Below are 26,545 nucleotides of genomic sequence, written 5' to 3'. Positions count from 1 at the left end.
CGGTATCCGTGGAGCGAGTGCGGTCGCGATCACCCACATGTGAGCTCGCTGCGGGCAGGCTCGCCTGGGCCTCGTGGGCGGGTGGGGGTGGCGAGGCGGATGACCTGGAGCCCGGCCGTCGTCCATGCCTGGAAGCCTCCGATCACATCAGTGGCGTTCGCCAGTCCGATCTGCCTGAGGGACGACGCGGCGAGGCTGGAGGAGTAGCCCTCGTCGCACAGGATGATCCACTGGATGTCCGCGGAGGTGGCCTCGGGGATCCGCGCGTCGCAGAGCGGATCAAGCCGCCACTCCAGATGGTTACGTTCGATCACGATGGCGCCGGGCACTTCGCCGCCGCGTCGACGCTGAAACTCCGGCCGCGTGTCCACGATGTAGGCATCGGCGCTGCGCACCGCGGCCCAGGCCTCGACAGGCAGCAGGCGACGTAGTCCGGCACGTGTCTGAGCCAGCAACTCATCGATGCTCACGGCGCTCCAGGGGGTGTGATCTGGCGGAGACGGACGGGAATCGAACCCGCCGCGCCGAGATACTCGGCGCCACCGGTTTTGAAGACCGGGAGAGGCCACCAGGCATCTGGACGCCTCCGGCCGTGATCTTAATCCTCCGGAACGCGAAGGTGGAGGGGTTTCGCCCATCTCAAGATCGTCAGACCGGGTGCCACCTGGCAGGCGGGCACAATGTGAACGCGCGGAGCGCCTGGTCCTTGGCGAAGAGCCGGTCAACCCCATGCCGGCTCATCCGGAAGGCCGCAGTTCGCTGTCCGTGTGGCGTTTCACCTGCCCGGACCGCCGCCGAAGCGCCCGGCCGGAGCTTCGCCGGCGGTCACGGTCGCGGTAAGTGCCGCCGATCCCAGCGTGCCGGAGGCCGCCAGCCCTCCGGTGCTGCTGCCCGAGCTCGTTCCCCCGGCATAGATTTTGTACTCCGCACCCTTCTCGAGACCGGACGAGGAGAAGACGAGGTTCTGGATCGACTTCGAGGTGACGAAGGTGGCCAGCACCTTGCCGCCGGAATCGACGACCTGCAGGGTGGTGCCCGCGGCCACGGCCGAGTCGAGCGTGGCCGACAGCCAGCCCTGAGCCGAGTCGGCGCCCGGCGCCACGGCCATGCCGGCGCTACCGGCGGCCACCAGCGTCCCGCCACTGATCGTGAAGTTCCCGTTGACGTCGAGTGCGCCGTTGCCGTTCTCCGTCGGTCCGTTGACCACGACCGTCCCGCCGGAGATCGTCGCGGTGCCGTTGGAGTCGAACCCGTCACCGCCGGCATCGATCACCAGGGTGCCCCCGGTGATGACAGCTGAGTAGTCGCCCACCTGCTGGCCGCCCCCGCGGCCCGAAGCTGCCCCGTCGGTGGTGCCGCCGGCCGCGTTGACCCCGTCGTCGCTGGACACGAGACTCACCTGGCCGCCGTTGACCGCGATGTCGGCGCCTTCGAGCCCTTCCACCGACGAAGTGATCTTCGTGGTGCCCTCGTCGATCACCAGAGCGCCTTCGGCGTGCACGGCGTCATCTCCGCTGGCCAGGGTCGAGGAGGCGCCGTTGAGGTGGACGGCGGCGTCGCTGTGGACAGCGTCGTCGGAGGAGTCCACCGAGATGGCGCCGCCCTCCAGCACGGTGATCATCCCTGACTTCAGGCCCTTGGCCGAGGTTTCCTCGTCCGGGGTGACGCCGCTCCCGCCGCCGGAGGCGACGGTGAGCTCGCCGCCGGTGACCAGCAGGTCGGTGGCCGCGTCGAGGCCGTCGCCCGCGGCGGTGACCGCGACCGTGCCACCGATGATCGAGATGTATCCGGCGTCGGCATCCTCGGTGTTGTCGGATTTGAGCCCGTCGCCGCCGGCTTGGGTGACGGTGATCGCGCCTCCGTCGACCACCAGGTAGTTCTTGCCACGGATGCCGTCGTCGGCGGCGTCCACGGTGACGGCGCCGGAGGCGATCACCAGACCGTCCGTACTGGCGATCGCGTCGTTGCCCCTGCCGTGTACGGTGAGCGCTCCCTCGCCCGTGATCGTCAGATCGGCGGCGCTGTAGAGGGCCGCGTTGACGTCGGCGTCGTCGGCATAGGAGCCGGCGTCGCGGAGCGTGTTCCGGCTGCCGTCGGCCAGGATGACGATGACCTTGTCCGCTTCGGTGGCGGCGATCGCCGCGCTGGACGAGCTGGAGACGTCGGCGCCGGCGAGGATCAACCGCACGGTGCCGTCCGGGGCATTGACGACAATCTGGCCGTCGGTCAGAGCGCCGGTGAGTCGGTACGTGCCACTGGCCGTGATCGTCACGGTGCCGCCGTCGATCGTGACCGCGTCGCCGGTCGCGGTGGCCGAATCGCCGGTGAGCTTGATGTCCACGACCTCGGACTCCTCCCAGGTCGCGTCGCCGTCCGCGGCGTGATCGGCCTGGTTTCCGGCCAGCACGGCCGCGGCGTCCTGCACGGCGCTCACGTCGGCCACCGCCGCCGCGGTGGCGGGGGTGGTGGTGTTCGGAGTGCTTTCGGTTGAGCATCCGGTCAGCGCCGCACCGGCGAACACCAGCGAGGCGAGCACGGTCGCCACCTTCTTGCGGATCTTCATGGTCATGTCCCGTCGGTCGTGGGGTGGAAGTGGCGCCGCAGCAGGAGGTGCCAGCGGTTCGCGGGCAGGTCAGGGCGTAGGGCGGCCAGCCCGGTGGCGTACTTCGACATCGGGCAGGGCCGGTGCCTCAGCGACCAGAGGAGCCGGTCGACCTCCGAGGCGGCCCGGTCCGACTTGGTTTCGACGATGGCGTGGCCGGCGATCTGGACGGCGGGCCCGCCCGACAGGGCCCAGGTAAGCCCGGTGTCGATGGTCACCCGGCTGCCGGTGGCGGGGACGAACAGCGTCGTACGCCGGTAACACGTGGTCAGCACGGGGATGAACCGGACCGGGCCAGGGTGGATCCGGGCGTCGGCCAGCACCGCGTGGACATAGGCACGGGCGGCGGGTCCGAGCCGTCCGCGGTCGCCGTCGTACGGCATGCGGTGTTTGATCGTGGCGCCACGCCGGCCACGCGTCTTGACCTCAAGGAAGTGCTGGTCGGAGTCGACGTATGTGCGGATCCTGAGCTTGAACCGACGGCGCCGGCGGCGGGCCGCGGCCAGGTAGCCGTCCAGATCCGGGGTGTCGAAGTAGACGGACCGGTAGCCGAACTCGCGGCGGTTGTCGATCTCGAGCACCTTGACGTCGTCCGGCAGACCGCCCAGCAGGATCGGCAGGTCAGCCATCGGCAGGACGTACTTGCGATCCAGCCGGGTCAGCAGCGCGGCCCGGTCCACCAGCTCGTCCAGCCCGATCGGGCTCAGCGTGTCGATCGCCGCGTCCATGACGATCACGCCCGCGTCTCCTGCCCAAGCCTGGGGACGAGCTCCTGCGGCGCCTGCGCCCGGCCGGCCACGTAGCGGACCTCGACCAGGGTGGTGTCGTTGACCAGATCGAGCTGCTTGATCGACAAGTTGGTGACCCGGCCGTTGAGCAGCACTTCGAGGTGTGAGCGCAGGGCCTCCTCGTCGGTGTGCGCGACGTCGAGCCGTACGGTCTGCTGCCGGTGACGGCGGAACATCCGGGGGTGGTCGCCGATGTAGAGCGCGGCAATGATCAGCAGCATCAGCCCAGCTGTGAGCATGCTCACCGATTCCGGCAGCCCGGCCAGCAGGCCGATGGCCAGGGCCGAGAAGTAGTAGGCGATCTCGTGCTGGGCGATCTCGTCCGAGCGCAGCCTGATGATGGACAGGACCCCGAAGAGGCCGAGCCCCAGGCCCAGTCCCACCGTCGAGGAGCTGAGCACCATCGACACCGCGAGCACGCCCACGTTCACACCCAGGAAGGCGACCACCAGATCGCGTCGATGGTGGCGAGGAAAGTAGACGCAGAAGGTCAACACGGCGATGGCGGCCAGGTCAGCGGCGATGATCATCAGCTGTTGCACGGGAGATCCTTTGGTCTGGGCATGGCCTCAACCATCGGCGGCGGGCATTGAAGAGCTCTTGAACTTTCGTAAGACGCGGCTGAGAAATGCGCTCAAGCGTCGCCGATGTCCGCCCGGCCACCCCGCCGTACGATCGAGCCGCCCTCGTGCCGGACCTCAATATTCAGTCGATGTCGCTGTCGGGAATCCGTTTGCGCAGGTCGGTGCACGCGCGCTCCCGGGGGTGGAACTCGGTTCGCCACCCTGCCGGTGATCATTGACATGGTGGTCGCGCCGGCCCTGACCAAGGTGCCGATCCTTTGGGGTCAGTCCGCGCTGTTCGCCGGGGAGCAGCGCTGGTGGGACTTCGCGCACGAGTCGCGTCCGGGCGAGCAGTCGAGATCGGGAAGATCACCGGCATCGTAGATGCGGATATTGTCCCGCGGGTGCCCCACAAGCAGCTCAGGCGTATGCGCCGACCTGCAGCCGCTGAAGGACGGCCTGCGGGAACTCGGCCGTACGTCTCCCAGGCGCAGCAGGCAGATGCCCGCGACGGCATGTCCGCGCACGAGCTGCGGGCGGAGCCCGTCGGGCAGCAGGCGGGTCACCTGCCGCAGTTACCCCACTCGTCGCGACCGCCCTTTCCCACCCAGGTTGAGGGCGGGCTCTGGATGGTGCCCGCGTACTTGACGCACAGGCCACGCGCGAACAGCTTCGCCGGCTTGGTGTGCCTGCTGTAGACACCCGAGGTCGTCTTGGAGGAGGTCAGCGGAGGAGTGGTGGTCTGGACGGTCAGCGTGGCGTCCATCCGGATCTTGGCGTAAGCAACGTCGAACAGGGTCCGGAACGTCACTACGCAGTTGTAGCCGGTCCTCCTGTTGTAGAGCAGAAAGACCTTGCCGAGCTGGCGGCCCTGCCTGTCCTTGATCGTCCGGACGCCGTCCTTCACCACACGGAAACCGTTGCCGCAAACGCTCTGCGGCGTCTCGGTGGCCGCCTGCGCGGGTGCGGCGGTGGCAAGCACTCCAGCGGTAAGGAGGGATGCGGCGACGATCGTCTTCGCGGACATGAACACGGGGGTTCCCTTCATAGATCGAACACCGGATTAGAGACCGTGTCCGATCAAGAAGTTCACTGGTTCCCGTTCAGGCTCTCCACGGCTCGCGCCGAGCGTGCTGGTGTGGGACAGGGTGCCCTCCGCATTCTCCCTGGAGGCCACCCGGTCTGGTCACAAGAGGTTCAGCCGCAGTGCACGTTGTTGAGCTTGACGCTCGTCCACGACGGTGAGATTCCTTCTACGTCAATACACTGGCCGGGCGCGGAGACGTACACCGGGCCGGCGTAGTACTTGTAGTTGTCCGCGTCGGCGTCTTTCCCGCTGCCGTCGCCTCTGGATATCACCACGCCCTTCCAGCTCGTGGTGTTGGCGTAGGGGCCGTCGCCGTAGGTCAGAGCGCAGTTCTTGCGGGTGCTGGAGCTGTAGTACACCTCCAGAATGCCCGTACGGTACCCGTACTTTTCGATGCCGATGCTGTAGACACCGACCCGGGAGTAACTGCTGCCGCAGGGTCCAGCCGCGCCGGCCGGGGCGGCGCCCGCCACCAGCGTGGTAGAGGCAGCCAGGGCCGCGCCGGCCAGGAGGGTCGCCAGCTTTCGTGTGCGCACGAAAATCCTTTCGATCTTGCCATTGGTGTGATCATGACTACCACTGGCCCACGACCCCCACCCACGAGTCGTACACGATGTGAGGATTCGCACATAGTTCCGCCCCGCACCGCCCCCGGCTCCGGACTCGTCGACGGCACCCTGACCCGTATTGTCAACGAACGTGTTGGTCTTGCCGGCCTTGCCACCTGAAATTCTTGTGCAGGCATCCAGTAGCCCTGAGCGCATACCTGGGCACGCATCGCCACTCTTATCTGTCCCGTCGTCGGCCGGTTCGTCATCGCGTGGATGGCGCAGCCAAGCCCAGCCTCGGCATGGCATGGTGCTGACGGTTAGGCGGCCGAAGAATGTGAGCTCCGCGCTCATCTCCGGAAGACGTAGGCATGGACCTGCGCACCGGAGAGGAACTCCCCACGACTGCCCCGGATGCGGCCGGGCGCTCTGGCCACAGCCCGGCAAAGGAAAGGCGGCGTTCCACAAACGCCGCACCCCCCGTACTTCCCTGTGCGACCCGTGGCCACGCGTCAGATGCTGCGGCTGCGGCCGCGCTTGTGGCAGCTGAGGCGCACCCCACGGGGGAGATCGAACGTGAAATCGAGGTCGACGTGGATGCGGTCCCTCCGGTTGACGGCGAAGCCGATGCTGCGGCCTCCGGAGCCCTTGCGGGTTTTGATGGACCAGCTCTTGAGGGTTTGGTCCCGGTTCCCGCCCCGGTGCTTGCGGATCCTGATACGAACCGTGTTGTCGGCCTGCAAGCCCGGGCCAGAGCTGTACCAGTTGAGCCGGTTGAAAATATCGTGCGTAGAGGTGCTGTTGTAGTACGCCCGCAGGCTCGCGACGTAATTGCCGGTGGAGGCGAAATGGTTGCAGCGTGCCTCCAGGTAAGCGGCGGCTGCCTGCGCTGGCGCGGGAATGGCCAGCGACCCCAACGGTACGAACGTAGCGGCGGCGAGCGCCGCACCGATCTTTTGAATGCGTTTCATGCCGAGACCCCGTCCTATCTTCCCGTTCCCCGGCAGCAAAGCGGTCCCCTTGACCGCTTGTCCCGAGGCCTGTGCCACCAGGATCGTGGCGCCCAAATTGTTCGGCACCCCTGATCAGGCAGGCAAACAATTGCGCTCCTGGGAGAACGGAGGAAATCAGAGACCGCCGGACTGGGTGTACGACGTCGCCACCATCACTATCTGAGCGCGGAGATCTCCAACACGGCGCATTGCTTCGCCGGGTACATCGACGGCCAGCCGGTCGCGTTCCTCGCGTACCGGCACTTCCAGCACCCACGCGTGCGGAACATGAAGATGGAGCACAGGCTCGTCGTCTTGCCGGACCTTCAGGGGCTGTCGATCGGGGCTCGCATGTCGGAGGTAAGCATTCAACAGGGCTCAAGATCGAGTAGGTCGTGAGGATTGCCTTCGTCCCGTCCCGGGCGGTGCTGCAGTCCGGCTGGGTGCGCCCGTCCACGGTGCGTGTGCTGTGCACGGATCCAGCGCGGGCTCAGGGGTCCGCGGGTTCGGCCCTGAGCCGATGGATGCCGAGCAGGGCGTAGCCGAGCACCACGAAGGCGGCCAGCGCTGCGAGCGACGCCGACGCGACGACCGGCCAGCCCAGTCGTTCCACGTTCAGGAACGGGTAGACGTAGCGGCGGGGCAGATTGGGGCTGGCAAGAAGCACGAAGGCGCCGTACAGAAGCGGGTAGCCCAGCCAGGCGAACGGCGCCGCCCATCGGACTCGGCGCGGCCGGTCGAAAGCGGCCCAGTCGACCAGCGCCATGACGGGCGTCACGTAATGCAGCAGGAAGTTGCCCAGCCCGCGTATCCCGCCGCCGGCCAGCAGTGCCAGCGGGTTGGCCAGGTCCCGCGAGACGTAGTTGACCAGGCATGTGACCAGCAGGTACAGGGTCACCGCGCCTTTGACGTCGGCGGAGGCTGGTTTCCTGCGGTCGTTGACCAGCCGCCAACCGTAGTAGAGCGCGAGCATGACGTTGCTCTGCACCGTGAAGTATGCCCACGGGCGGCCGATCGACGTCGCCAGGCACACCAGGCCTGCGACGGCCGCCGTGACCAGCAGGATCCGCCACGCCGTCATCCGACTCTCCGTAACCAGCGCGGGTGCTCGGCCCGGGCCGCCGCGTACCAGAAGGGGTGAGGCGGGTTGAACGTGCGGCCCGGCAACGACCGCAGCGCGGCCGGGATCTCCCCGAGCTGGGCGAACCCGATCACCCAGCTCGGCTCGGCCGCTGGCACGCCGCCACACAGGAGCTCACCCTGGCGAGGACCCGTGCCGTGAGCGTGCAGATCAGCCGGGTGCGGAGGATGTCGCTCGCATACTTCGACACGGGGCCGTCGAACAACGTGTGCACGCTCAACATCGACGCGGCCCGCAACAGTCAGGACGGCTGCGCAGGGGGCGGGCAGGCGGAACATCGTGATCACGTTAGCGCCAGGGTAAAACATTCATCAACTCGGTGATGTTGTGTGATGCTCGCTGGTCAGTCGGTCAGGACGATTGGGGGCATCCAGAGGTGGCCGGTGAAGGCGCGGCGGATCGCGTCCAGGGCGTTCAGGCCGTGCTTGCGGGCCGAGTCGAGGTAGGAGCGGACCGTCAGCCAGGCGGCGGCACCGGTCTCGGATTGATGGCAGCCGGAGATCTTCACCTGGGTCTTGACCGGCCGCAGCGCGCGCTCGCCGGTGTTATGGGTGAAGGGCACCAGGCCCGGAAGGTCGGCGAAGCGCAGCACGTCAGCGCTGCGGTGGCGCAGGCGCTCCAGCAGGTTGCGGGTCGGGCTCTGTTTACGGCCCGGGGCACGCGGATGCAGCGACAACCCGACCGCCACCCCGTGGTGGAAGGACTCCAGGTAGACCAGCGCCCGTTCCGGCGCAATGTCAGCCAGCCCCTGCTCGGTGGCCTTCTTGGCCTGCTCAACTCCGCCAGCGCCCAGCGCACCTGGAGCGGCCAGCGCTCATCGGGATGGTCCTCGGCCGCGGCGGTCAACTCCCTGATCAAGTGCGCCCCGCACAACTGGTGCCGAGCATCGGGGTAGCCGTCGTACAAGGCGAGGGAGTCGTGGACCACCACACCGCGAAACTCCGGCAGCACGCCCAGCGCGTTGGCGCCCTCACGCGAACGCGGCCCCAGCCCGAGCAGGGTCAGCCGCTCGGTGCAGGCCACATGCAGCCACCGCCGCCCGCTGCCGATCCGGGTGGTGGTTTCATCGGCGTGCAGCACATGCCCGAGAGTTAACAGGGCACGGATCAGTTTCAGGCTGTCGGCCACCGCCTCGGCGGCCTGGCCGAGCACTCCTGACACCCAGCCGGTTGAGACATTCGCGCCGGTCAAGTCCGTGATCAGTTGGGCGGTCCGCTCGACCGGGATGTGTTGGAAGACCAGAAGGTAGGCCGCCAGCGCGCGCAGATTCGGCCCATAGGAGGTCGGCGAGCCGGCCACGGTGGCGGGCATCGCCGCCCGAGTCGTCGTCCCGCACGCGCAGCGGCACCGGTGTGCCCGATGCTCGGTCACCGTCACGGTGACCAGGGGAATGTCCCACACCTGGCGGCGCTCGTATCCGGTGCTGTCGGCCAGCCCCGGTCCGGCCCCGCATCCCGTACACGACTCGGGCAAGTGATCGTCGACCGTGTCGGGCCGATCGACCATGGCCAGCCCGCCGCCCGCCGAACCCGGCTGGCCACCCCGACGCCGACGGCTCTGTCCCCCCGGCTTCTTCTCTGGCCGGGTGAAGGTGTCGGCCGACGGCGGCAGCGAGGAGTTCCCCGAGTTGCGGCCCAGTCGCCGCTCCAGTTCGGCCACCCGTCCCGAAAGCCGCTCATTCTCCACACGCAGCCGGTCGTTCTCGGCCCGCAACTCACCGATAACCCGCGCCTGCTCCACAACGAGGGCGGCAAGCTCGTCATACGACGGACGCCCATCCCCGGCCTGCACACGAAGATCATCCCATGGGGGACCAACCACCTACGCCTTACGTGATCTTGAACCCTGATGAATGTTTACTGTCGGAGTGGGTAGCGCAGCACCTGCACGAGCAGGGATACCGCTACCGCTCCGTGAGCAGTCACCTTACGCTGATTTCGTACCGTGACTGGTCGCCGCGGTGGCAGCGGCAGGCGCGCGCCACCAGGCTGCACACCAGCTCGACGCGGCGGAACCAGCACAAGGACACGCTCGACCCGCGCCGGCTCGGGCTGGTCAGCTTCGAGTACATCCAGCCAGCGCGCGGCGGGCAGTGAGCTCGGCTCAGCTCCGGAACGGATTGGGGATGTCGCCGCATAGCACGCCGCGCACCAACTCGGCCACGTCGCGAGCGCCCTCCATGGTGACCGGGACGTAGATCGAGACCACCTGGGAGCCCACTTAGGTGACCGTCGGGTCCCGGGGGCGTTCTCCCTAACGCGGCCCCAGCCCCAAAGTACAGCGCTGCCGCAGCTCACAACAGGTGGCCGGGCCTCCAGCCGACAGGGTTGCGGATGCGGCCCGGGGCTTTCGTGTCCGCGCGGAGTGCCTCCTCGGCCCGCTGGCTGTGCGGGGGGCGCGATGACACCGGTGCCTCAGAGGGACCGGGTGCGGCTATTGCAGGTTCGGTAGCTGTTTCCGGGCAAGTCGAACGTGAATGCCAGGTCGAAGTGATACGGGTACTTGGACCATGTTTTGATCGGAACGTTGATGCTGCGTCCCCCGGACCCCTTGCGGGTCTTGAGTTTCCACTCCTTGATGGTCCAGTCCGGCCCCCAGGGCTTGTCCTCGCGGGCCCTGATGCGGACGGTGTTGTTGGTGCCCATGCTGGGCCCGGAGCTGTACCAGTTGAGCCGGTTGAATACCTCACGGTCGCCGGCGGCGTAGTAGTACGCCCGCAGGCTCGCCCGGTACTTGCCGGAGAAGCATTCGGTCTCTACATAGGCGGCGGCTGCCTGAGCGGGCGCCACAAACGTCCCTGACGTGACGAACGCGGCGGAGGCGATCGCCGCGCCGATCCTCTGCATGCGTTTCATGGTCGTTGACGCTAGGCGGGGCAGAATTGTTTGGCACCCCTGATCAGGCCGACAAACAATCCTCTCGGCGTCCCACCAACCCGGCGACAGCGGCTGGTCGCTGCCGTCGCTGGCGGTGTTCGCGGAGCAGATCGGCGCCCGCGGCGTGTGGGTGACCCCGGCGACGGTGAAGATCACGCGGTTATTGGGTCGGGCGGCGCGGTGCCGACCTTGCGCTCAGTCCGTTTCCCCTGGTCCACGCCTCAGCCGCCGAAGTCATGGGTGAGGTAGGTCCAGCCGGTTGTGGCGTTGTAGTAGACACCTACGCCGTGGTTGGCGAGGGCACAGTTGTTCAGGTTGGCGAGGTGGGTGGGGCTGGTGCTCCAGAACTGCCAGGCGGGGCCGATGGCATCGGCGGGTTTGCCCTGATACCAGTAAGCGTTCTCAGCCTGGGTGTTGAAGCCGAGCGCCTTCTTGATTCTGCCGTCCTGGCCCCATGGCAAGGTATCGTCCGAGCCGATGTGGCCTCGGCGGTTGTCGTTCTCGCCGTACTTGTCGATCAGCGCGGCGTGGTGCTCCGCCAGGTCCCTACTGTGCGCCCGTGCCAGGTCGCGAAGGCCGGTGTTCGCTTGCTGCGTCGAACAGTGCCGCCCCAAGCGGTGATTCAGGTAGTGAATCCCCACCGCCGTCTCCTGCGTTTCGTAGTACCCCGATGACGGCCCGGATGGTCCCGGCGCCGGATCGCAGCTCTCCGCCGAGCTACCGACAACTGCCAGCACCACCAGCGCCGCGGCCATTCGCCTGCCCATATCCGGTCCCCTCTGCCGATGCCTCCCACAGCCAGGGTTCATCGCCCGACGACAGACCGCATGAGTAGCCCCTACTCATACGCAGCGTTCGTGGGTTGTGACAGGCGTCGCTGACGTGGCTGGCCGGCTTCCTGCGGGGTCCATGCGTCCGCCAGAAGATCACTGAAGATCTTGTGTTCTGGCCTCGTTCTTCGCGCCCCGCCAGGCGGCTACGGATGCCCCGGCCATGCCTGACGGGACGTGCCGCCTATCTCAGGCAGCTTGACGGAAGATCGTGAGAGGTCTGGTGGCAATAGCATGAGCGCCATGCATCCGCCCGCGCCGCACACCCCATGGAGCCGACCGCCGCAACCCGTTCCCGCCGGGGGGCAGGCGCATCTCGTCCTCGAGGTGAAGCGGCATTGGCTCGGCTTCATGCTGGGTATGATCACTCCCAAGATCATCCTTAATGGCCACCAGATGCTGGGCCGATGGGGCCTCAACACGATCCCGCTTCCTCCCGGCCAGTACCATCTTCACGTCCACCTGCCTTATTTCCTCCCCGCACGGATTGGTCCCGCGGACCTGACGGTCTGGCTCCAGCCCGGGATGGCACTCGAACTCGAATACCGCGCCCCCATGTGGGCTTACTCCCGAGGCGCTCTCGGCCCCGCCCCCCAGCCATGGAACGGCAAGGGCTGCATGATCGCGCTACTGGCGATCGCCTGCGGCTGGCTGGCGCTCCTGCTGATTTTGATCGTCGTTTTGGTGCTCTCCGGCCTGTAGGGCTGAAGCGCTCGTCCGCGGCCACGGCCGCGGGAGAGTGCTGTGCTGGTCATCCGCCTCCGCCTTCCAGCGCAGCGATTCGCCGGAGCTGCTCGACGGCAGCGCCCGCGTCGCGGCCTCATCGAAGTACGGCGACCCGCCGGCGCACACCTTCGTCCACTCGGTGACCTGATCGACGGGGTCGGAGGAACTGTGGGCGAACGCGGCGAACTCGGGTGACGGCGGCGGCAGGCCAGGCTAGGTAGCTTCGCCACACAAGTAGATCACCTACGGCCACATCAATATCTAATTTTCAGATACTCGCTTGGTCTGCCGGTGGTCACGCTGCCTTCTCCCCGGAGCAGGCGCCGGACGGCTTGAACGGCTCGGTCAGCTGGGCCAGGTAGGCGCTCGGATAGTCGGGCTTGGCCGCCATCCCGAGCACCTCGGAGGTGAAGAGGCGCTCCGGGTCGTAGGAGTAGGTGCCGAGCAGGTGGTCCCAGATCAGGGTGAACAGCCCGAAATTGACGTCGCCGATGCCCGCCCACTTCAGGTGGTGGAAGCGATGCCCCTCGTTGAGCGCGAGCACGCGCTTGAGCGGTCCGACCCGGTAGTCGGCGTTGGAGTGCTGCAGCAGGAGTTGTACGGCCACGGCCAGCGCGAGCGCGGAGGCGACCTGGACGGGCATGCCGATCAGCAGCAGCGGAGCGACACCGGCGGCCATCTCCAGCGTCTGGTGCAGCGGGTGCTTCATCAGCCCGTTGAGGCCGTAGAAGCGTTTGACGGAGTGATGGACGGCATGAAACCGCCACAGCATGCCGATCTTGTGGCTAGCGTAGTGGGTCAGCGTGATCCCGATGTCAGCCACCAGGACGGCCAGCACGACCTGGATGGCGAATGGCCAGCTGTGGGGCCATATCGAGGCCGCCGGGACGAACGCGGCCAGCAGCGGGATGATCGCCACGCTGACCAGGATCAAGCTCTCGTTGACGAAGCTGTGGATGGCGTCACGGCCGGCGTCCGCCTGGGATTCGTTCCAGGAGTCCTCGTACGGCAGGGCGCGCTCGGCGGCGAACGAGCACGCTATCGCCAGCAGCAGCAGGCCCAGCAGCCAGAGTTTGGACGCGCCCGCGGCGGCCAGCCAGATGGCGGTCCCGTTGACGCCGGCAAGCATGAACGGCGCATAGCCGTACCGGATCACAGTGCGATGCATGCCTCAAGCGTCGCGGGAGGCCTCCCCCGGCGACTTGGACAGATCCGCTGACCTCACGGCCTGGATCAGCCGGGAGGGCGCCAGCCCGAACATCTCGTGGCAGGCCCGGGTCAGGTGGGAGCTGTCGGAGAACCCGGCGCCGTGCGCGGCCTCGGTGAGGTTGGCGCCGTCGCGTGCGAGCTCCATGACCCGGCGCAGGCGCGCCCAGCGCAGGTACGTGGGGAAGGACAGGCCGAGTTCGGTGGTGAACAGATGTCCCAGCCTGCTGGGCGACAGCCCGACGGCCGCGGCCAGGTCGGTGAGCCGGACCGCGGCGTGGAGCATCCGCGGGAGCGCTTCCACCGCGGCCATCAAACCCGGGTTACGTCGGGCGGCGACTGGCTCCCAGCCCTCGACGAGGGCTGATGGTGCCCGCGTGTGCGCATCCGGGGGCAGCAGGTCTCGGGCTGCGGCGACCCAGGTGCCGAGCTCTTCACGCGCGAGGCCGGAGAGCCTGGCCGTCACGTGGCGGCCGGGCGCGCTGTCCGGGTCGAGGTAGAGCATGGTGGCGGTGGCGTCGGCGTCGCCGTACAGGGAGTGGACGGTGCGGGTGGGGATGATCGCGGCGTGGACCGGTCGGCGGGTGCCGTGGACGTCGGACAGCTCGATCCGTCCGGCAGTGACGAGAAGGACCTGCACCGCGGCGTGTGCGTGGGCCTCCGTCGCGCCCGCCGAGCCGGTGAAGGCGAGCCAGCCGGGTCGCAGCACGGTGCTGCCTCGCCAGGCGTCCGTGGGCAGGGTCACGGCTGCGGCTGCCCTTGCTGGTTGAGCAGCCGCCAGCGTACGAAACCCGGGGCCTCCATGGCAGCAGGATAGCCGTGCCGATCGATGCACGATCTTGACAGGATCTCCAGCCCACGTCGGCTCACAACTCCAGACGCATCGGTGCGGTCCGCTGGACCGCCATGTGGTTGGTGCCCTCGACCGGTCCGAGATCATGCTGGTCGAACCGCACGTCGAGAGCCCCACCGGCGTGAAGATCACCGACCGTGACATGCGCGCGTTCGAGAAGCCCCGGCTCCGTCGCCACGACTTCCACGGCGACTGGAACTACACGATTCGCCCGCATACCACCCTCAATGATCAACCCGAGCAAGATCGAGACGTTGATTCAAGATGAGCCCTAACGGGGCTTCGCACCAGCCCGACGAGCGAGCGGCAGGCCTGGATGCATGGTTGGTAGCGGACGCCAGTTGACGGGGACGTCGCGCATGACGAGCGCGCAGTCCAGCGTCGCACTCCCCTGCGGCAAGCTCTCGAAGAACGACGACTGCGCCGAGACGATTCGGCAGGCGTCCAGCCGCCAGGCGCGCGTGTGCAACTCCATGCCCTCGAGCGCCCCCGCGGCCGTGGGAGAGTAGCCCTTGGCTCCACGTTCGAAGAAGAGCGACGCCTGTCGCAGGTTGTCGAACAGCTCGCTACCCCGCAGTTCGGGGGTCATCTCCACGGTGACGTCCACTCGGGTGTCGCCACTGCGGGTGGCGTAAGCGATGCGCAGCTCGCCGGACGTCTCGCGGACCTCGAAGTCGGCCCGGCCGTGCTCGCCGGGGAAGAGCCGCCCGCCGGCCCAGGTGTTAAGCAGCGAGGCGGTGTCGCGGCGCGGGATGTAGACGCCGGTCTCGACACCGCGGGGACCGTCCCATTCGACGGCGATGCGGTGGGCGGCGTTCTCGCTGCGCAATCCCACGGCCTTCGGCGCCCAGCTCGGCCGTACGTCTCCCAGGCGCAGCAGACAGATGCCCGCGACGGCATGTCCGCGCACGAGCTGCGGGCGGAGCCCGTCGGGCAACAGGCGGGCGGCGACCTCCGGAGCGAGTCGGTAATTCACCAGGAGGCGGCGCTCAATGACACTGGACAGACGAGGTTGCCTCATGCCTCTTCACCTTCTGCAGTCCGACGCCACTTGGTGTGGCGGAGGATGATCTGCTCAGGACAGACGGCACTGAGGAAGCGGCCCACACAGGTGGCCAGCCGCTCCTCGGCGAGCGTGTAAAGAATGCGGTTGCCGTCGCGGCGCTCGGTGACTAGGCCCGCGCCCTTGAGGACGCCGAGGTGGCGGGAGATGGACGGCGCGCTGATGGGGAACCGGCTTGCGATCTCTCCTGCCGCGAGCTCGGACCAGGCTGTCGTACTCACCTCATGCACACGATCAGTACGCCGACATCAAGTAATCAACGCCGGTCAACACGCCTACCTGGTTGGTCATTGTGGCGCGGCATAGGCAGGTCGCACAGTCACGAACCGAGTAGGAGCGGATCATGAAACCCATCCCTGGCACTGTCCGCCGCAAGCGTCTGCTCGCGATCGCCGCTGCCGTCACCGTGATCGGCGGGGGCGGCTATCTGGCCGCTCAGCCCGCTCTGGCCGATCTCTGCGATCAGGAGGTGGAGGCTTTCTGCATCGGCGGCGACTTCGACAGCAGCCTCGCCGAGGACACCTTCGCCGGCACGACCGAGGCCGACGAGTCCGACATGGCGATGGAGGACGACACCGCCATCGAGGACAGTGCCGACCTCGACGATGAGGAGGAATCGGGCGACGAGGCTGACCCCGGCAATCTGAAAGACGAGCCCGGCGACGACGTGGACACGGACTCGGACGGGGTGGACCTTGGCACCGCTATCGGCAACGTCCTCGAGGACTACACCCCCGACCAGAACCCAACCGCTAAGGTCACGGCCAAGCCCGCACCCTGGGGACAGATGATCAAAACCATGATCACCCGTACGGAGACGGCGCTCAAGAGGAAGCCGCCCAAGGGCATGGAGAGTTGCGACGATCTCGCGAGCGGTCGCAAGGGCCGCGCCTCCGTGATCTTCGCGCAATTGGTCAAAGATCGCCTCATTCTCAACCTGACAACCACGGAAGATCCTAGAGCGCCGGAGAATCCGGCAGCCAACGCCGAGGTGGAGCTACAGAACGTGAAGACCGGCAAGGTGGAGAAAAGGGACGCGATCGCTCTCCTCAAGCCATGGATCAGCGCGAAGATGGCCAAGGAGCGGCATAGAGACAGTGGTGTCAAGCTCGACGACCACGGCTGGCGCTCGCTCATCGTGCTCCACGAACTGGGACACCTGACCGGCAAGATCCCCGACGACCACAAGGGGTTGTCTCTCTGGGAGCCCTACGTCCTGTCCAGGTGTCTAGCAAATCCCCCCTCGTAGACCGGCGCGGGCTGAGTCTGTCGCGAAGTGTTGATCAACGGCGTGTCGTAGCCGGACAAGCAGAGAGTGCCGGCCCTGGCGAGCAGGGCCCTGCAGATGGTTGTGAACGGACATAGGTTTCTCCAGGGAGATGGCCACGTCGTTCGTGCTGAGCGGCCAACTAACGTCCAGGTGGGCGGCCACCGCGTGTCCGGATGTGCGGCCATCCCGCGAGCACCCAGCGATCTTCGACGATCGCGGGGTTTGAACGACAATCGACGTCAGTGGCGCTAGCGCGCCGGGAGTTATCACCAGTGAGCGTTCCGATGGGGCGGGGCGCCGTTTGCCTGCAGAGGCTGTCGGATTGTTCCGGCGCGGTGGTGCGGTCATGCTTCGGGGATGAAGCGACTGACCATCTTGGTGACTTTGATCGTGGCCGTGGTTGGTGCTCTGGTGGTCGCGTGCGTGGTGTTCGCGCCCGCCTGGATCATTGGCCATGATCTTGGAGTCGGCGGCCGGTGGGCGTTATCGGCGGGCGATCGGCTCAAGGCGGTCAATGATGTCCGTTCGACGCTCATGCAGGGGCTGGCCGCCGTGGTCGCCCTGGGCGGGATCGCGCTAGGCGCCGTGATGACCCTGCGGCAGATCAGGGTGCATCGGGAAGGACAGTTCATCGATCGATTCACCAAAGCCATCGAGCAAGTGTCGAGTGATCATGTGGGAACGCGTATGGGGGGCGTCTATGCGTTGGAGCAGATCGCCGAGGTGGCCCCGCATTACCGCGGTCATATCGCAGCTCTGCTGGCCTCGTTCGTCAGGCAGCAGGCGCCGTGGCCGCCGTCTCGGCCGATGCAGGAGGTGGACGCCGAGCGGCAGCGTTACCACGGTGGGCTCCGTGATGACATCGGCGGTGCGATGGCGGCCCTCGGCCGACGTGCGATGATCCCGTCCGGCGTCGGCATCGAGCTGGAGAAGGTCGACCTGCGCGGTGCCGATCTGGCCGGTCTTGACCTGAGCAGGTTCTGCTTCGCCGACTCCAACCTTGACGACGTCATCCTGGCCGGATGCGATCTGTCGGAGACGACCTTCGCAGGGGCGAGCCTGCGAAACGCCGACCTGACCGGCGCGGTGCTCACCGGAGCCGACTTCGCCGACGCCGATCTGGAGGGCGTCGCGGGCATCGGCGTGACCCCCGCGGAGTCGGCCCGGGCTGGTGGTCACGACACAATCCGGACCGATGGCCAGACCGAGGCCCGTCCATAGCCAGGACTTCAAGATGACTAGCACCTGAGCACCCGCATGTCGGCAGACACGGGCCGGGTCCTGCGGGCTGCGAGCGGTGGGTACGGCGTCGACGTCGTGCTCGACTTCCGGGCACCGACTCGACGCCTGACCTGTCCGCCAGGAGCCTTCGCGCCGACGGGGAGCTCGTGGTGGTCGGCAGCGGAGGCGGGCGGTTGAGTGTCCGGAAACCGGGCCCGCTTCCCCAGGGCGGGCTGATCTCACTGCCGTTCTGGGGCACCCGCCGCGAGCTCACCGAGGTGATCTCGCTCGGCCGGTCCGGCGCGCTCCGCGTCGAGGCGGAGCGGTTCCCGCTCTCCGCCGCCCACGAGGCGTTGGCCCGGCTGCGCGCCGGGCAGCTGAAGGGGCGAGCCGTGCTGGTCCCCGATTGACGTCGGCGGCGGAGGTGTCGTCGGCGGAGGTTCGCAACAAGTCCTGCCGGCGACGGACGCGCGACACAGCCCGGTGAGGAGCGCGGAGATCCTTCACCCCGCCCAGGCCTCCTCGCCGGTGGTGACCGGGCCGCCGGTCTTCACCGACGTCTCGATGGCGACGCTGATCAGGTGGTCCTGGCAGGCCTGGGCGAGCGGGTACGGTGGCGGGCCCTCCTGGCGTGCCCAGGCCCCCGCGCGCTCGAGGATGTCCGCGACCGCGATGTCGTCGTCGGACCGGGCCGCGCCGGTGAACGGGTTGCGATAGATCACTCGCCCGTCGAAGCTGATGTGCTTGAGGTCACGCAACTCCAGGTTGAGGTCGATGCCGGTCTCCCGCCGGATCAGCCGGGACTCCACCGGCGTCACGGGGTCGATCAGCCGGACCACCCGGTCGTCGACCAACTCGCCGATCGAGCCGCGCACCACGATGCGCCGCATGCGCAAGGGATTCCACCACTGGTTGTCGGTGAAGTCGTACAGGCCCATCCTGCCGCCGAAGTCGAGGGTGGCGATGGTCGTGGTCAGCCATTGCGGCCTGTCGTCACCGGTCCACCCGTCGGACCCGAGCGGGTCGGCGAGCGGTGCTTCGAACGCGCCGGCACGTACCTCGGCGGCCTCGAAGCCGATGCCGAGCAGGCCGCGGATGAGCGACACAGCGTGGTACAGGTGGGTCGAGGAGACTTGGACCGAGGTGGGCTTGCCGATGACGCCCTCCCGGACGAGTGCCAGCCGGGCCGCGTGTCCGGGCATCAGGAGGTATTGCTCGGCCACCTGGACCAGGCCGGTGCCGCCCACGTCCCGCCACAACGAGCGCAGCCCGGCGAGGTCCGGCGCGGGTGGCGTCTCGGCGAGAACCGGCATCCCGTGCCCGGCCACCTCGCGGATCGCGTCCGGCATCGCGGCCCAGGGCACCGCCGCGGCGATGTAGTCGGGCCGCTCATGCCGGAGCAGCTCGTCCACCGTGCGGAAGGCCGGTACGCCCCACTCGGCGGTGATCTCGCTGCCTCGATCCGCGCTGCGAGTCACGACGCCGCTGACCCTGAACCGGTCCGGCATGGCCGCGGCCAACCGCAGGAAGAACCGGGTTCGCCGCCCGCTGCCGATCGCCCCGAACGTCGTTGTCATGAAAGCCAGACCTCCTTGGGAGCCGAGCGATCTCCTGCCGGAGCGACTCCGGAATCGCGTACTCGGCACGCTCTATTGTCCCGAGTCCATCAGCGGAGGACCGCCTACCGGTGGCCGCGCAGGCCGGCCGGCCCGCGGGAGGGGCGCCGCCGAGCGGCATGGCCTCGGTGATCAGGTTGCCGACGCCAGGCGGGCCGTCTGCCGTGATGATGCGCACCCGCTTGTACGGGGGGCGAACGGCTCTTATCCTGGCTTCCGCACCATGACATCGAGAAGATCGAAGGTGGGCCGTGAGCCCGCGTCCCCTGGATCCGGAAGGGCCTGAGCGGATAGGCGACTATCGGCTGAGCGGCGTGCTGGGCGAGGGCGGGCAGGGCGTGGTGTACCTCGGGGAAGCGCCGTCGGGCGCCCATGTCGCGATCAAGATGTTGCACCACAGGGCGGCGATCGACGCCGCAAGCCGTCGCCGGTTCCTGCGCGAGGCTGACACCGCCCGCCGGCTCGCCCCCTTCTGCACCGCCCGCGTGCTGGACGTGGGCGTGCTCCATGGCCGCCCCTACGTGGTCAGCGAGTACATCCCCGGCGGGTCCCTGGCCGAGGCGGTCGCCACCGATGGCCCGCGTACCGGCAGCGGACTGCACCGGCTGGCGGTCGCCACGCTGACGGCCCTGGCCGCCATCCACCGGGCCGGGGTCGTGCACCGCGACTTCAAGCCCGGCAACGTGATCCTCGGCCCCGAGGGTCCGGTGGTCATCGACTTCGGCATCGCCAGCACCATGGAGCACACAACGACCGCGGCCGGAGTGATGGGCACCCCCGCCTACCTCGCCCCCGAGCAGTTCACCGGGCAGCCGCCCAGCGGGGCGTCGGACATGTTCAGCTGGGCCTGCACGATGGCGTTCGCCGCCACGGGGCGTCGCGCCTTCGGCGGCGCGACGATTCCCGAGCTCATGTTCGCCATCACGGCCGGCGACCCCGACCTGTCCGGCGTGCCGGGCGAGCTCCGCCCGCTGCTGGCCGCCTGCCTGGACAAGGACCCCGGCGTCCGGCCCACCGCCGCCGACCTGCTGCGCAGCCTCACGGGGAACGATCCAGACGTTGCCGACCGCGCATCCTCGGCGGACACGCGAACCGTAACGGACGCCTCGCCGCCGGGGCGAGAGCCGTCCACCTCGATCCCCGCGAAGTCGCGGCGGTGGATCGTGGGAGTCGCGGCCGGTCTTACGGCGCTGCTTGTCGCGGGGGTGATCCTCATGGTGCAGCGTGAGGCGCCGGCGAGCGGCACGCTTCTCTACAGCGACGACTTCGGCGATCGGGGTAACTGGGACGGCTACACCTTCAGCCCCGACGCCGAAGGCGACAACCGCACCATGCGCGGCTACGAGATCGACCGGGGCGTCTTCTCGCTCATGGCCGACAAGAGCTACCCCAGCAATGCGGCCCTCTCCCCCGTGCCCGCCAAGAATGCGTCCACTATCGAACGCCAGGTGATGATCGGCGTGACGGCCCAGGTGCAGGAGGGCTCGACGGGCCGGGCAAGCTTCGGGCTCCTGTGCCGCTGGGACGAAGACGTGCCCAATGGGTACGCGTTCCTGCTCGGGCTCGACGGCGTCGCACGCGTTATCAGAAACGCCCAAGGGACCAATCTCGATGTAACGCCTCCCGTACAGGCCGAGGTGCCACGAGCCGAGCAGAAGGTCCGCATCCAGGCCGCCTGCAGGCAGGCCGACGCGGGAACCCGCCTGACGCTGTGGATCGACGGAACCCAGACGATCGACGTCGTCGACTCGGAGACGCTTCCCGACAGCGCGACCACTCAGGTCGGCCTGGCCGCGCGGGTGCCGGAGGCCGGAGGCGGGGTCATCACCGTGTCGTTCGACGACTTCACCCTCCACCGGCCTCAGTGAAGGGTGCCAACACCAGGCCCAAGGCGCCTGGCGTGGCGGGGTTGAAGCCTCTCGTGAGCAGCCAGAGTGCGAGGACCACTTCGACCAGGTCGGCCGGAAGGTCCGCCCACGCTCCGGCACTGGGCACTGCAAACCCTCGGATACTCCGCCTCCTTTCAGGGACGGCCCCACGACGCCGAGCGGTACTTCGACGAGGCGGCCACCGTCGACGTCCCTGAAGGCTCGCTCTCGGCCAACAAGGCCGTCCAGGCGCAGACGGCGTTCCGCCGCGGCCACCGACGGCGCGCATTCCGGATTCTCCGTACCTACATCGACGAGCTCATCGCCACCGAGGACGTGATCGCCGCCAGCGTCGTCTGCATCGAGTTCATCACCATGATGGTGGTGTTGGACCATCACGACGAGGCCGCGCGCATGCTCGCGTACCTGGAGAAGAAACGACTTCGGTGCCATGGCCGCCCGGACCCTCGTCGCCCCCGGCAAAGTCTCCGGCAGCCGGTACGGCTCCCACACGCCCGCATCAGAGAGCCAGATCAGCGACCGCCAGGCCATCGCGTACATGGGCGACGTCCTCGACCGGCTGGCGGTGGACGGCGTGGCCGGCGTGGCCGGCCCGCGCGGATAGTTCCGGCCCTACATACGCAGGTCAAGCCGGTGGCGGCATGCGGCATGACATGGGCCGGCTCGGGCAGGAGGAGACGCATCAGCAGGGAAAGGGGGCGATGGCGTTGCTGGGGTTGCGGGCGCCTGCCCACTGGGCATCTCCTCACCCCACTGGCCTGTCCGGTTGCTGCTGAAGCCCCGGTTCCAGGCGGCGACCGGCACGATCGCGGGCTTCGGCGTCCGCCGTACAGGCTGGAGCACCCCTTCCTGCAAGCCGAGCGTTGGCCCACGATCCCGCTCTCTGAGACCTGCCCCTGATGGCCGTCCATCTGGACTTCGGTTGGCCGCTCAGCAGGAACGACGTGGCCATCTACCTGGAACGGCCTGTCCGCAGACCAGAGCCGTTTTCACATGACCGCTAACAATGGTCTTGCCTCGGGTCCGAGCGGACTCGTGGAAACCCCTCTACTTGTTGTCGACCTTAATGTTGAATTTGACATTGCTGCCCTCGACCGACGTGACCGTGACGGTGAGGCCGAGCTTCGTCCCGTCGTTGGCCTCCAGCTGGCAACGCATCGTGGTGCCCTGCTCCCCCTTGAGGTCACCCGGGCACTCGACCGCCTTCGGTCGCTGCCCGACCTTCGCCGCCAACTGGTCGGCGACCTGCTGTTCGACCGTGGGTCTCTCGACGGAAGTGCTACCTATGCTGAAGCTGCAGCCCGCAACAACCAGCACCACACCGCAGGCCAAAGAAACCGGGAAGCCAATACGCATGTTCCCCATCCTCATCTCTTGAAAGATTGCTGTTTCGACGTGCACGGGCTGACAGTAGTTTCTGCGGCCGCGCAGCGCGATCGCCGTCATCCGTGATAGTTAGCAAGGTCCAGTAGTAAATCATGCCCGGCCGTACTCGGCCACATGGCCGGCGCTTTCGCCTACACACCGCCGGTGGCATCGACGGCAGCCAAGCCGAGGCCCCTCCGCTGCATCCAGGGCAGAGCCTTTTCGGGGTCGCCTTAGTCTTCGGGAAATTTCGGCCGGATATCTTATACGATGGCTTCGATCAAGCATGCGGCGATCGTAGGATCATAGCTCTCCCACCCATTCGGCACGCTAAGTGGTCACCGCACTAGCCACCCCCCTCAACAACCGAGATCGTTACATTCATGGGGAAGACTTTTGGCGGTGAAACCGCAGGTCGTACCCCAAAAGTCTTCCCCATAATTATCTGACCTCGGGTGTTCCGCGAGGACCCTAGAGGGTCAGCAACTGATGTGGACTTTGGAGCTCGCCCGCCGGATCTCCGTGCCGTCGCCGCTGCTGTTCGAAACGTAGAGAACATGCAGATGTTGCTGGTAGTCGCCGGTCTTGCAGCCTCCGACGACATAGCTGTAGGTGGCCCGGCCCAAGCGGTAGTACCCGTCCCCGGCTTTGTACTGCTTACCGTCCACCCACCAGCCGATGGACGCCTGACCGAGGCAGCTCAGGCTGACGGTCCATTGGGCGCGGATCTGGACGCTGCCGCTGGTGGTTCTGTGCTTATACGGATTCCCCACGGTCGCGCTCACCGAACACGCGGCAGCGGCATTGGCGGGCGTGGCCGCGATGAGTGTGGTCGCCCACCGTGACAAGCGAGACCATCCCCGCCGCCAGCACGCCGAGTGCTTTCCGCGACTCGCGGATTCCCTTGCGATTGAACACAGGAGAAGCTCCTCTCCATCTGATCATGCGACGCGCTTCGCTGAAGCGCGAGGCCAGGCCTGTGAGCAATCAATCATTACCCGGTCGCGGTACATGTCTGGAATACGCCTACGTATTCCAGACATGTACGGAACCTGTACTGGGAGGGTGCAGAATGCAGCTCAACCAGCCGTGCACACGGCTCCGAGGAGGATGAACCCCTGCGAGTTCTCGCAATGACGCCCCGCACGAGACGCTTGCGGTCATTGTCGTTGTCCCTGAGCGCACTCACGGTCATCACACTCGGGCTGGGCGGGGCCAGCCCGGCATTCGCCAATGCCGACGCGGGCGATCACGCCGTCGATGCCCAATTGGGCACGGTGTTGCAGACCAGGTGGCAGCAGGTCTCCGGTGGAAATCTCAAGGTGACCGAATTCCAAAATGGCACCACGTTCGCCGGCACCCTGGCCGGATGCGCCGTCGAGGGTACCGCCCTGAGGCCGACCAAGTCCTCGACGCGAATCCGCGGCAAGTCGCGGATCTCGATCTCCGGCTGCGGGAGCTCACCCTGGACAGTCGACACCAGCATCGCGCAGCCGAGTACGGACGAGCCCGACATACTTGACACATTCACCGTCACCCAACCCGAGGGACGGGCGCTTCGCGGCGGCGCCGTACGCCTGCTCCCTGCTGCCGGAGGGCGTCCCCGAGTCGGCGACCCAATGCGGCGGGCTCAAGGTACGGCACGCGCGCGCGTGGCAGGGCAAGAGCGGGATCGCCGTGGCCAAGGAGATCTTCGCCTACTACAGGAGACAGGCTGAAGAGCGGGCCAAACCCGTCAAAGGCCTGGGGGACGAGGCCTTTGCCGCGCTGTACAGGAGCCGGGTGACGGTGTGGGTGCGAGTGAGCAACCTCGTCCTGGAGATACCGTTCGACCAGGCAGACGGCAAGGTGACCCCGGAGATGCACGAAACTGTCGCCGAGATATTGAGCCGCCTGCCCGCCCATTAGAAGGATCACTGATCCACACAGGTGAAGCCTTCGTTGTGCGTATTCGAACCCGGCTGAGCTTCGGGAACGCCTTCAAGCCCTCTCGGCCGTGCTGACGACGTACGGTTGGGCATAAGAAACCCGGCCCACAAGGACCGAATCTCGTTCTGTCGTTCTAGTTCACGCGGCCGCGCCTGCGTGTGCGTCCTTTCGAGCTGAGCCATGCGTGCTGCGCAGCCGCACCGCGAGCACCGAGGCCCATCCCCAGCCCAGGAAAGCCATGGCCCGCAGCAGCAGGCTCAAGGGTTGTGGATCCTCGCCGCGGTCCGACAGTGCCGCCACCACTGCGTAGAGCGTGGGGAGGGCCGCGCCCGTGGCGGCGCAGTAGGCAGCCCACCCACGCGCTCCCTGTGCGGCGAACCGGCGGGCGAACACGAAGCATGCCGCGATCAGCCCGCCCATCACCACGATGAAGGCGGTGCCGTGCAGGACGTAGTGCCAACTTGGGTCCTCAGGGAGGCCCTGCGGCGCCCCGGGCGGGTAGCCCCACGCCGGGTCGGAGACGAAGACCCCGGCGCCGATTAGGCCGATCCCGTAGGTGCCGATCAGCAACGGCCCCCAGGTCCCGCCCGGGCCAGGGTGCAAAGCCCGTCGTAGCCCGACCGCGAACGCGACGTTCAGCAGTCCGGTGGCCACGAAGTTGGTGATTTGGATCCACCCCAGCTCGCCCAGGCTCAGCATGCTGAGCGGGTGCACGCGGGGGTCGAAGCCAGGGCGGGTGTAGTCCTGGATGATGACGGCGAGGAGGAACAGCGGCCCGGCTAACATGCCGCACGCCAGCAGAGCCCTGGTCAGTTGCTGCTGTGGCAGGTTGGACATTTCTCTCCCGTCTGTAACCGAGCCTGATGCCCCAACGATCATGGCGCCGTATGGCACGCGGTGGTGTTCGGGCGCGCTCGTGCTGTCGCCCGCGGTGTCGCGCCGGCTGCCCGCACCGTTTTCCTTATCACTGCTAATGCCTTATCGCTGATAAGGTGCCTCAGCGGCGCTAAAGTGTCAACCGATGGACGAAACGACGCCGGCGCCGCGCCAAGGGCTGACGCGGCACACGGTGGTCAGCGCCGCGCTGAAGCTGCTCGACGAGGTCGGCCTGGACGGGTTGACCACCCGCCGCCTCGCCGCGGAGCTGGGCGTGAAGTCACCCGCCCTTTACTGGCACTTCCGCAACAAGCAGGAGCTGCTCGACCAGATGGCCGAGGCGATCCTGCTGGCCGGCGGGATGGGGCCACCCCGCGCCGGCGAATCCTGGCAGGACTGGCTCACCCGCCGGGCCCGCAACTACCGCAGGGTGCTGCTGGCCTACCGCGACGGGGCCCGCGTGGTCGCCAACGCCCGGTTGGGGCCGGCTGCGATCAGGCTGTTCGATCAGGAGCTGACCGCCATGGTCGGCTGCGGGTTCACCCCGGTGCTGGCGCTCCACACAATCGCGGCGATCTCCCGCTATGTCACCGGGTTCGTCCTCCAGGAGCAGGCTGAGCGTCAGGAGGACACCCGGACCCCGGCGGACCAGTTCCTGGCGCTGGCCGAGCTGCTCGACGGCGGCACCTCGGCCACCTTGATCGCGGCGATCCGCGAGGGCGGAAGTCCGCTCGGCGAACAAGCCTTCGAGCATGGCGTTGGAGTGCTCGTCGACGGCTCCGCCGCAGCTTTGGCCAGACATCAGGCTTGAGCCGCCGGGCGAGATGACTTGTGCGGGTCCGGTCTAGGGGGTGCCCGTCCACCAGGCGTCCAGCCGGATCAGGTTGAGCGCGACGGCGGGGACAGACGCGGGGACCTCGCGATCGGCGGTGCTACGAACGAGACCCCCCAAAGGGATTCACAATTCCGATATTCATGACAAAAATCACATAGCTCGATATTTGAATCTATACGGGACATTTAGGGCGTAATACCGGGCGCAATACACGCAACGAAGCACGCTGATCGTCTGGAGCCACCGGCGCGGCGTGCGGATCTAAGGAG

Annotated in this window: 34 protein-coding genes and 1 tRNA gene; 13 read left to right on the top strand and 22 right to left on the bottom strand. The window is 67.4% G+C overall.

All coding sequences use genetic code 11. From position 1 onward, the window contains the following. Window positions 1-29: 29 nt before the first annotated feature. The 5 genes from ACTWQA_RS44900 to ACTWQA_RS44880 form a co-directional block, all read right to left on the bottom strand. Window positions 30-470 (bottom strand): rhodanese-like domain-containing protein, encoded by a 441-nt coding sequence (locus tag ACTWQA_RS44900; protein ID WP_443164976.1) that lies wholly within the window; start codon window positions 468-470, stop codon window positions 30-32. Between the two features lie 21 nt (window positions 471-491). Continuing rightward, a tRNA-Sec gene (locus ACTWQA_RS44895) sits at window positions 492-588 on the bottom strand. 187 nt (window positions 589-775) lie between these two features. Further along, window positions 776-2,569 (bottom strand): carbohydrate-binding domain-containing protein, encoded by a 1,794-nt coding sequence (locus ACTWQA_RS44890; RefSeq protein ID WP_443164975.1) that lies wholly within the window; start codon window positions 2,567-2,569, stop codon window positions 776-778. Next, window positions 2,566-3,330 (bottom strand): polyphosphate polymerase domain-containing protein, encoded by a 765-nt coding sequence (locus ACTWQA_RS44885; RefSeq protein WP_443165001.1) that lies wholly within the window; start codon window positions 3,328-3,330, stop codon window positions 2,566-2,568. The genes ACTWQA_RS44890 and ACTWQA_RS44885 overlap by 4 nt, the downstream gene beginning before the upstream one ends. A gap of 5 nt (window positions 3,331-3,335) precedes the next feature. Continuing rightward, complete coding sequence (locus ACTWQA_RS44880) at window positions 3,336-3,932, bottom strand: DUF4956 domain-containing protein (protein ID WP_443164974.1); 597 nt, start codon at window positions 3,930-3,932, stop codon at window positions 3,336-3,338. Between the two features lie 249 nt (window positions 3,933-4,181). On the opposite strand from ACTWQA_RS44880, the gene ACTWQA_RS44875 reads away from it, so the two are divergent. Beyond that, on the top strand, window positions 4,182-4,337 hold the full coding sequence (locus ACTWQA_RS44875; RefSeq protein WP_443164973.1) for a hypothetical protein: 156 nt from the start codon (window positions 4,182-4,184) through the stop codon (window positions 4,335-4,337). Between the two features lie 178 nt (window positions 4,338-4,515). On the opposite strand, the gene ACTWQA_RS44870 is transcribed toward ACTWQA_RS44875, so the two are convergent. From ACTWQA_RS44870 to ACTWQA_RS44860, 3 genes are all read right to left on the bottom strand, one after another. Then, window positions 4,516-5,001: a hypothetical protein gene (locus ACTWQA_RS44870; RefSeq protein WP_443164972.1), complete on the bottom strand. Its 486-nt coding sequence runs from the start codon at window positions 4,999-5,001 to the stop codon at window positions 4,516-4,518. A gap of 149 nt (window positions 5,002-5,150) precedes the next feature. Next, window positions 5,151-5,576 carry a spore-associated protein A gene (locus ACTWQA_RS44865; RefSeq protein ID WP_443164971.1) on the bottom strand — a complete coding sequence of 142 codons (426 nt, stop codon included), beginning with the start codon at window positions 5,574-5,576 and terminating at the stop codon, window positions 5,151-5,153. A 524-nt stretch (window positions 5,577-6,100) separates the two neighbouring features. Next, complete coding sequence (locus ACTWQA_RS44860; RefSeq protein WP_443164970.1) at window positions 6,101-6,559, bottom strand: hypothetical protein; 459 nt, start codon at window positions 6,557-6,559, stop codon at window positions 6,101-6,103. Window positions 6,560-6,688: 129 nt separating this feature from the next. Between ACTWQA_RS44860 and ACTWQA_RS44855 the strand changes: the two genes are divergently transcribed. Next, window positions 6,689-6,979: a GNAT family N-acetyltransferase gene (locus tag ACTWQA_RS44855; RefSeq protein ID WP_443165000.1), complete on the top strand. Its 291-nt coding sequence runs from the start codon at window positions 6,689-6,691 to the stop codon at window positions 6,977-6,979. Window positions 6,980-7,070: 91 nt separating this feature from the next. On the opposite strand, the gene ACTWQA_RS44850 is transcribed toward ACTWQA_RS44855, so the two are convergent. From ACTWQA_RS44850 to ACTWQA_RS44835, 4 genes are all read right to left on the bottom strand, one after another. Continuing rightward, window positions 7,071-7,661, bottom strand: a complete 591-nt coding sequence (locus ACTWQA_RS44850) for a Pr6Pr family membrane protein (protein ID WP_443164969.1) — start codon at window positions 7,659-7,661, stop codon at window positions 7,071-7,073. Next, on the bottom strand, window positions 7,658-7,819 hold the full coding sequence (locus ACTWQA_RS44845; protein ID WP_443164968.1) for a hypothetical protein: 162 nt from the start codon (window positions 7,817-7,819) through the stop codon (window positions 7,658-7,660). The genes ACTWQA_RS44850 and ACTWQA_RS44845 overlap by 4 nt, the downstream gene beginning before the upstream one ends. A 245-nt stretch (window positions 7,820-8,064) precedes the next feature. Then, window positions 8,065-8,313, bottom strand: a complete 249-nt coding sequence (locus ACTWQA_RS44840; protein WP_443164967.1) for a hypothetical protein — start codon at window positions 8,311-8,313, stop codon at window positions 8,065-8,067. Then, entirely contained in the window at window positions 8,226-9,512 is a 1,287-nt protein-coding gene (locus tag ACTWQA_RS44835) for an IS66 family transposase (RefSeq protein WP_443164966.1), read from the bottom strand. The genes ACTWQA_RS44840 and ACTWQA_RS44835 overlap by 88 nt, the downstream gene beginning before the upstream one ends. A 122-nt stretch (window positions 9,513-9,634) precedes the next feature. Between ACTWQA_RS44835 and ACTWQA_RS44830 the strand changes: the two genes are divergently transcribed. Then, entirely contained in the window at window positions 9,635-9,817 is a 183-nt protein-coding gene (locus tag ACTWQA_RS44830) for a hypothetical protein (RefSeq protein ID WP_443164965.1), read from the top strand. Window positions 9,818-10,135: 318 nt separating this feature from the next. On the opposite strand, the gene ACTWQA_RS44825 is transcribed toward ACTWQA_RS44830, so the two are convergent. Then, window positions 10,136-10,753 (bottom strand): hypothetical protein, encoded by a 618-nt coding sequence (locus tag ACTWQA_RS44825; RefSeq protein WP_443164964.1) that lies wholly within the window; start codon window positions 10,751-10,753, stop codon window positions 10,136-10,138. 65 nt (window positions 10,754-10,818) lie between these two features. Next, window positions 10,819-11,352 carry a CAP domain-containing protein gene (locus ACTWQA_RS44820; RefSeq protein WP_443164963.1) on the bottom strand — a complete coding sequence of 178 codons (534 nt, stop codon included), beginning with the start codon at window positions 11,350-11,352 and terminating at the stop codon, window positions 10,819-10,821. 318 nt (window positions 11,353-11,670) lie between these two features. On the opposite strand from ACTWQA_RS44820, the gene ACTWQA_RS44815 reads away from it, so the two are divergent. Then, the gene (locus ACTWQA_RS44815; protein WP_443164962.1) at window positions 11,671-12,129 is read left to right on the top strand and encodes a hypothetical protein; all 459 of its coding nucleotides are present in this window, start codon (window positions 11,671-11,673) and stop codon (window positions 12,127-12,129) included. 37 nt (window positions 12,130-12,166) lie between these two features. Continuing rightward, complete coding sequence (locus ACTWQA_RS44810; RefSeq protein ID WP_443164961.1) at window positions 12,167-12,301, top strand: hypothetical protein; 135 nt, start codon at window positions 12,167-12,169, stop codon at window positions 12,299-12,301. Window positions 12,302-12,448: 147 nt separating this feature from the next. On the opposite strand, the gene ACTWQA_RS44805 is transcribed toward ACTWQA_RS44810, so the two are convergent. Next, complete coding sequence (locus tag ACTWQA_RS44805) at window positions 12,449-13,321, bottom strand: sterol desaturase family protein (protein WP_443164960.1); 873 nt, start codon at window positions 13,319-13,321, stop codon at window positions 12,449-12,451. Between the two features lie 3 nt (window positions 13,322-13,324). After that, window positions 13,325-14,104 carry a helix-turn-helix domain-containing protein gene (locus tag ACTWQA_RS44800; RefSeq protein WP_443164959.1) on the bottom strand — a complete coding sequence of 260 codons (780 nt, stop codon included), beginning with the start codon at window positions 14,102-14,104 and terminating at the stop codon, window positions 13,325-13,327. 163 nt (window positions 14,105-14,267) lie between these two features. Between ACTWQA_RS44800 and ACTWQA_RS44795 the strand changes: the two genes are divergently transcribed. Further along, window positions 14,268-14,480 (top strand): hypothetical protein, encoded by a 213-nt coding sequence (locus ACTWQA_RS44795; RefSeq protein WP_443164958.1) that lies wholly within the window; start codon window positions 14,268-14,270, stop codon window positions 14,478-14,480. Between the two features lie 3 nt (window positions 14,481-14,483). Here the strand turns inward: ACTWQA_RS44795 and ACTWQA_RS44790 are convergent, their stop codons facing one another. Then, window positions 14,484-15,233 (bottom strand): DUF2071 domain-containing protein, encoded by a 750-nt coding sequence (locus ACTWQA_RS44790; protein ID WP_443164957.1) that lies wholly within the window; start codon window positions 15,231-15,233, stop codon window positions 14,484-14,486. Then, entirely contained in the window at window positions 15,230-15,496 is a 267-nt protein-coding gene (locus ACTWQA_RS44785; RefSeq protein ID WP_443164956.1) for a metalloregulator ArsR/SmtB family transcription factor, read from the bottom strand. The genes ACTWQA_RS44790 and ACTWQA_RS44785 overlap by 4 nt, the downstream gene beginning before the upstream one ends. Window positions 15,497-15,618: 122 nt before the next feature. On the opposite strand from ACTWQA_RS44785, the gene ACTWQA_RS44780 reads away from it, so the two are divergent. From ACTWQA_RS44780 to ACTWQA_RS44770, 3 genes are all read left to right on the top strand, one after another. Further along, window positions 15,619-16,524, top strand: a complete 906-nt coding sequence (locus ACTWQA_RS44780) for a hypothetical protein (RefSeq protein ID WP_443164955.1) — start codon at window positions 15,619-15,621, stop codon at window positions 16,522-16,524. A gap of 378 nt (window positions 16,525-16,902) precedes the next feature. Further along, window positions 16,903-17,766 carry a pentapeptide repeat-containing protein gene (locus ACTWQA_RS44775; RefSeq protein WP_443164954.1) on the top strand — a complete coding sequence of 288 codons (864 nt, stop codon included), beginning with the start codon at window positions 16,903-16,905 and terminating at the stop codon, window positions 17,764-17,766. A gap of 131 nt (window positions 17,767-17,897) precedes the next feature. Continuing rightward, window positions 17,898-18,176, top strand: coding sequence for a zinc-binding dehydrogenase (locus ACTWQA_RS44770; RefSeq protein WP_443164999.1), 279 nt, complete (start codon window positions 17,898-17,900; stop codon window positions 18,174-18,176). A gap of 93 nt (window positions 18,177-18,269) precedes the next feature. On the opposite strand, the gene ACTWQA_RS44765 is transcribed toward ACTWQA_RS44770, so the two are convergent. Next, entirely contained in the window at window positions 18,270-19,343 is a 1,074-nt protein-coding gene (locus ACTWQA_RS44765; protein WP_443164953.1) for a Gfo/Idh/MocA family protein, read from the bottom strand. Between the two features lie 290 nt (window positions 19,344-19,633). Here ACTWQA_RS44765 and ACTWQA_RS44760 point away from each other — a divergent pair, with 290 nt between their 5' ends. Further along, window positions 19,634-21,250: a serine/threonine-protein kinase gene (locus ACTWQA_RS44760; RefSeq protein WP_443164952.1), complete on the top strand. Its 1,617-nt coding sequence runs from the start codon at window positions 19,634-19,636 to the stop codon at window positions 21,248-21,250. A gap of 451 nt (window positions 21,251-21,701) precedes the next feature. After that, window positions 21,702-21,875 carry a hypothetical protein gene (locus ACTWQA_RS44755; RefSeq protein ID WP_443164951.1) on the top strand — a complete coding sequence of 58 codons (174 nt, stop codon included), beginning with the start codon at window positions 21,702-21,704 and terminating at the stop codon, window positions 21,873-21,875. A gap of 443 nt (window positions 21,876-22,318) precedes the next feature. Here the strand turns inward: ACTWQA_RS44755 and ACTWQA_RS44750 are convergent, their stop codons facing one another. Together ACTWQA_RS44750 and ACTWQA_RS44745 are read right to left on the bottom strand one after the other, a co-directional pair. Then, window positions 22,319-22,717 (bottom strand): DUF4333 domain-containing protein, encoded by a 399-nt coding sequence (locus tag ACTWQA_RS44750; protein WP_443164950.1) that lies wholly within the window; start codon window positions 22,715-22,717, stop codon window positions 22,319-22,321. Window positions 22,718-23,115: 398 nt separating this feature from the next. Continuing rightward, entirely contained in the window at window positions 23,116-23,421 is a 306-nt protein-coding gene (locus ACTWQA_RS44745) for a hypothetical protein (protein ID WP_443164949.1), read from the bottom strand. Window positions 23,422-24,154: 733 nt separating this feature from the next. Here ACTWQA_RS44745 and ACTWQA_RS44740 point away from each other — a divergent pair. Further along, window positions 24,155-24,544, top strand: a complete 390-nt coding sequence (locus ACTWQA_RS44740; RefSeq protein ID WP_443164948.1) for a hypothetical protein — start codon at window positions 24,155-24,157, stop codon at window positions 24,542-24,544. Between the two features lie 159 nt (window positions 24,545-24,703). Here ACTWQA_RS44740 and ACTWQA_RS44735 read toward each other — a convergent pair whose 3' ends face one another. Next, window positions 24,704-25,402, bottom strand: coding sequence for a DUF998 domain-containing protein (locus ACTWQA_RS44735; RefSeq protein ID WP_443164947.1), 699 nt, complete (start codon window positions 25,400-25,402; stop codon window positions 24,704-24,706). A gap of 184 nt (window positions 25,403-25,586) precedes the next feature. On the opposite strand from ACTWQA_RS44735, the gene ACTWQA_RS44730 reads away from it, so the two are divergent. Beyond that, window positions 25,587-26,252, top strand: a complete 666-nt coding sequence (locus tag ACTWQA_RS44730; RefSeq protein ID WP_443164946.1) for a TetR/AcrR family transcriptional regulator C-terminal domain-containing protein — start codon at window positions 25,587-25,589, stop codon at window positions 26,250-26,252. The last annotated feature ends 293 nt before the right edge of the window (window positions 26,253-26,545 follow it).

It is taken from the genome of Nonomuraea sp. 10N515B, from assembly GCF_052245915.1.
Classification (GTDB): Bacteria; Actinomycetota; Actinomycetes; order Streptosporangiales; family Streptosporangiaceae; genus Nonomuraea.
This window is presented reverse-complemented; position numbering and strand designations above follow the sequence as displayed.

Coding starts and splice junctions, on each gene's coding strand:
- ACTWQA_RS44890 (WP_443164975.1), bottom strand. CDS start 2,569: ATGACCATGAAGATCCGCAAGAAGGTGGCGACCGTGCTCGCCTCGCTG.
- ACTWQA_RS44885 (WP_443165001.1), bottom strand. CDS start 3,330: ATGGACGCGGCGATCGACACGCTGAGCCCGATCGGGCTGGACGAGCTG.
- ACTWQA_RS44870 (WP_443164972.1), bottom strand. CDS start 5,001: ATGAAGGGAACCCCCGTGTTCATGTCCGCGAAGACGATCGTCGCCGCA.
- ACTWQA_RS44860 (WP_443164970.1), bottom strand. CDS start 6,559: ATGAAACGCATTCAAAAGATCGGTGCGGCGCTCGCCGCCGCTACGTTC.
- ACTWQA_RS44850 (WP_443164969.1), bottom strand. CDS start 7,661: ATGACGGCGTGGCGGATCCTGCTGGTCACGGCGGCCGTCGCAGGCCTG.
- ACTWQA_RS44820 (WP_443164963.1), bottom strand. CDS start 11,352: ATGGCCGCGGCGCTGGTGGTGCTGGCAGTTGTCGGTAGCTCGGCGGAG.
- ACTWQA_RS44815 (WP_443164962.1), top strand. CDS start 11,671: ATGCATCCGCCCGCGCCGCACACCCCATGGAGCCGACCGCCGCAACCC.
- ACTWQA_RS44805 (WP_443164960.1), bottom strand. CDS start 13,321: ATGCATCGCACTGTGATCCGGTACGGCTATGCGCCGTTCATGCTTGCC.
- ACTWQA_RS44790 (WP_443164957.1), bottom strand. CDS start 15,233: ATGAGGCAACCTCGTCTGTCCAGTGTCATTGAGCGCCGCCTCCTGGTG.
- ACTWQA_RS44780 (WP_443164955.1), top strand. CDS start 15,619: ATGAAACCCATCCCTGGCACTGTCCGCCGCAAGCGTCTGCTCGCGATC.
- ACTWQA_RS44775 (WP_443164954.1), top strand. CDS start 16,903: ATGAAGCGACTGACCATCTTGGTGACTTTGATCGTGGCCGTGGTTGGT.
- ACTWQA_RS44765 (WP_443164953.1), bottom strand. CDS start 19,343: ATGACAACGACGTTCGGGGCGATCGGCAGCGGGCGGCGAACCCGGTTC.
- ACTWQA_RS44755 (WP_443164951.1), top strand. CDS start 21,702: ATGGCCGCCCGGACCCTCGTCGCCCCCGGCAAAGTCTCCGGCAGCCGG.
- ACTWQA_RS44750 (WP_443164950.1), bottom strand. CDS start 22,717: ATGACGGCGATCGCGCTGCGCGGCCGCAGAAACTACTGTCAGCCCGTG.
- ACTWQA_RS44735 (WP_443164947.1), bottom strand. CDS start 25,402: ATGTCCAACCTGCCACAGCAGCAACTGACCAGGGCTCTGCTGGCGTGC.
- ACTWQA_RS44730 (WP_443164946.1), top strand. CDS start 25,587: ATGGACGAAACGACGCCGGCGCCGCGCCAAGGGCTGACGCGGCACACG.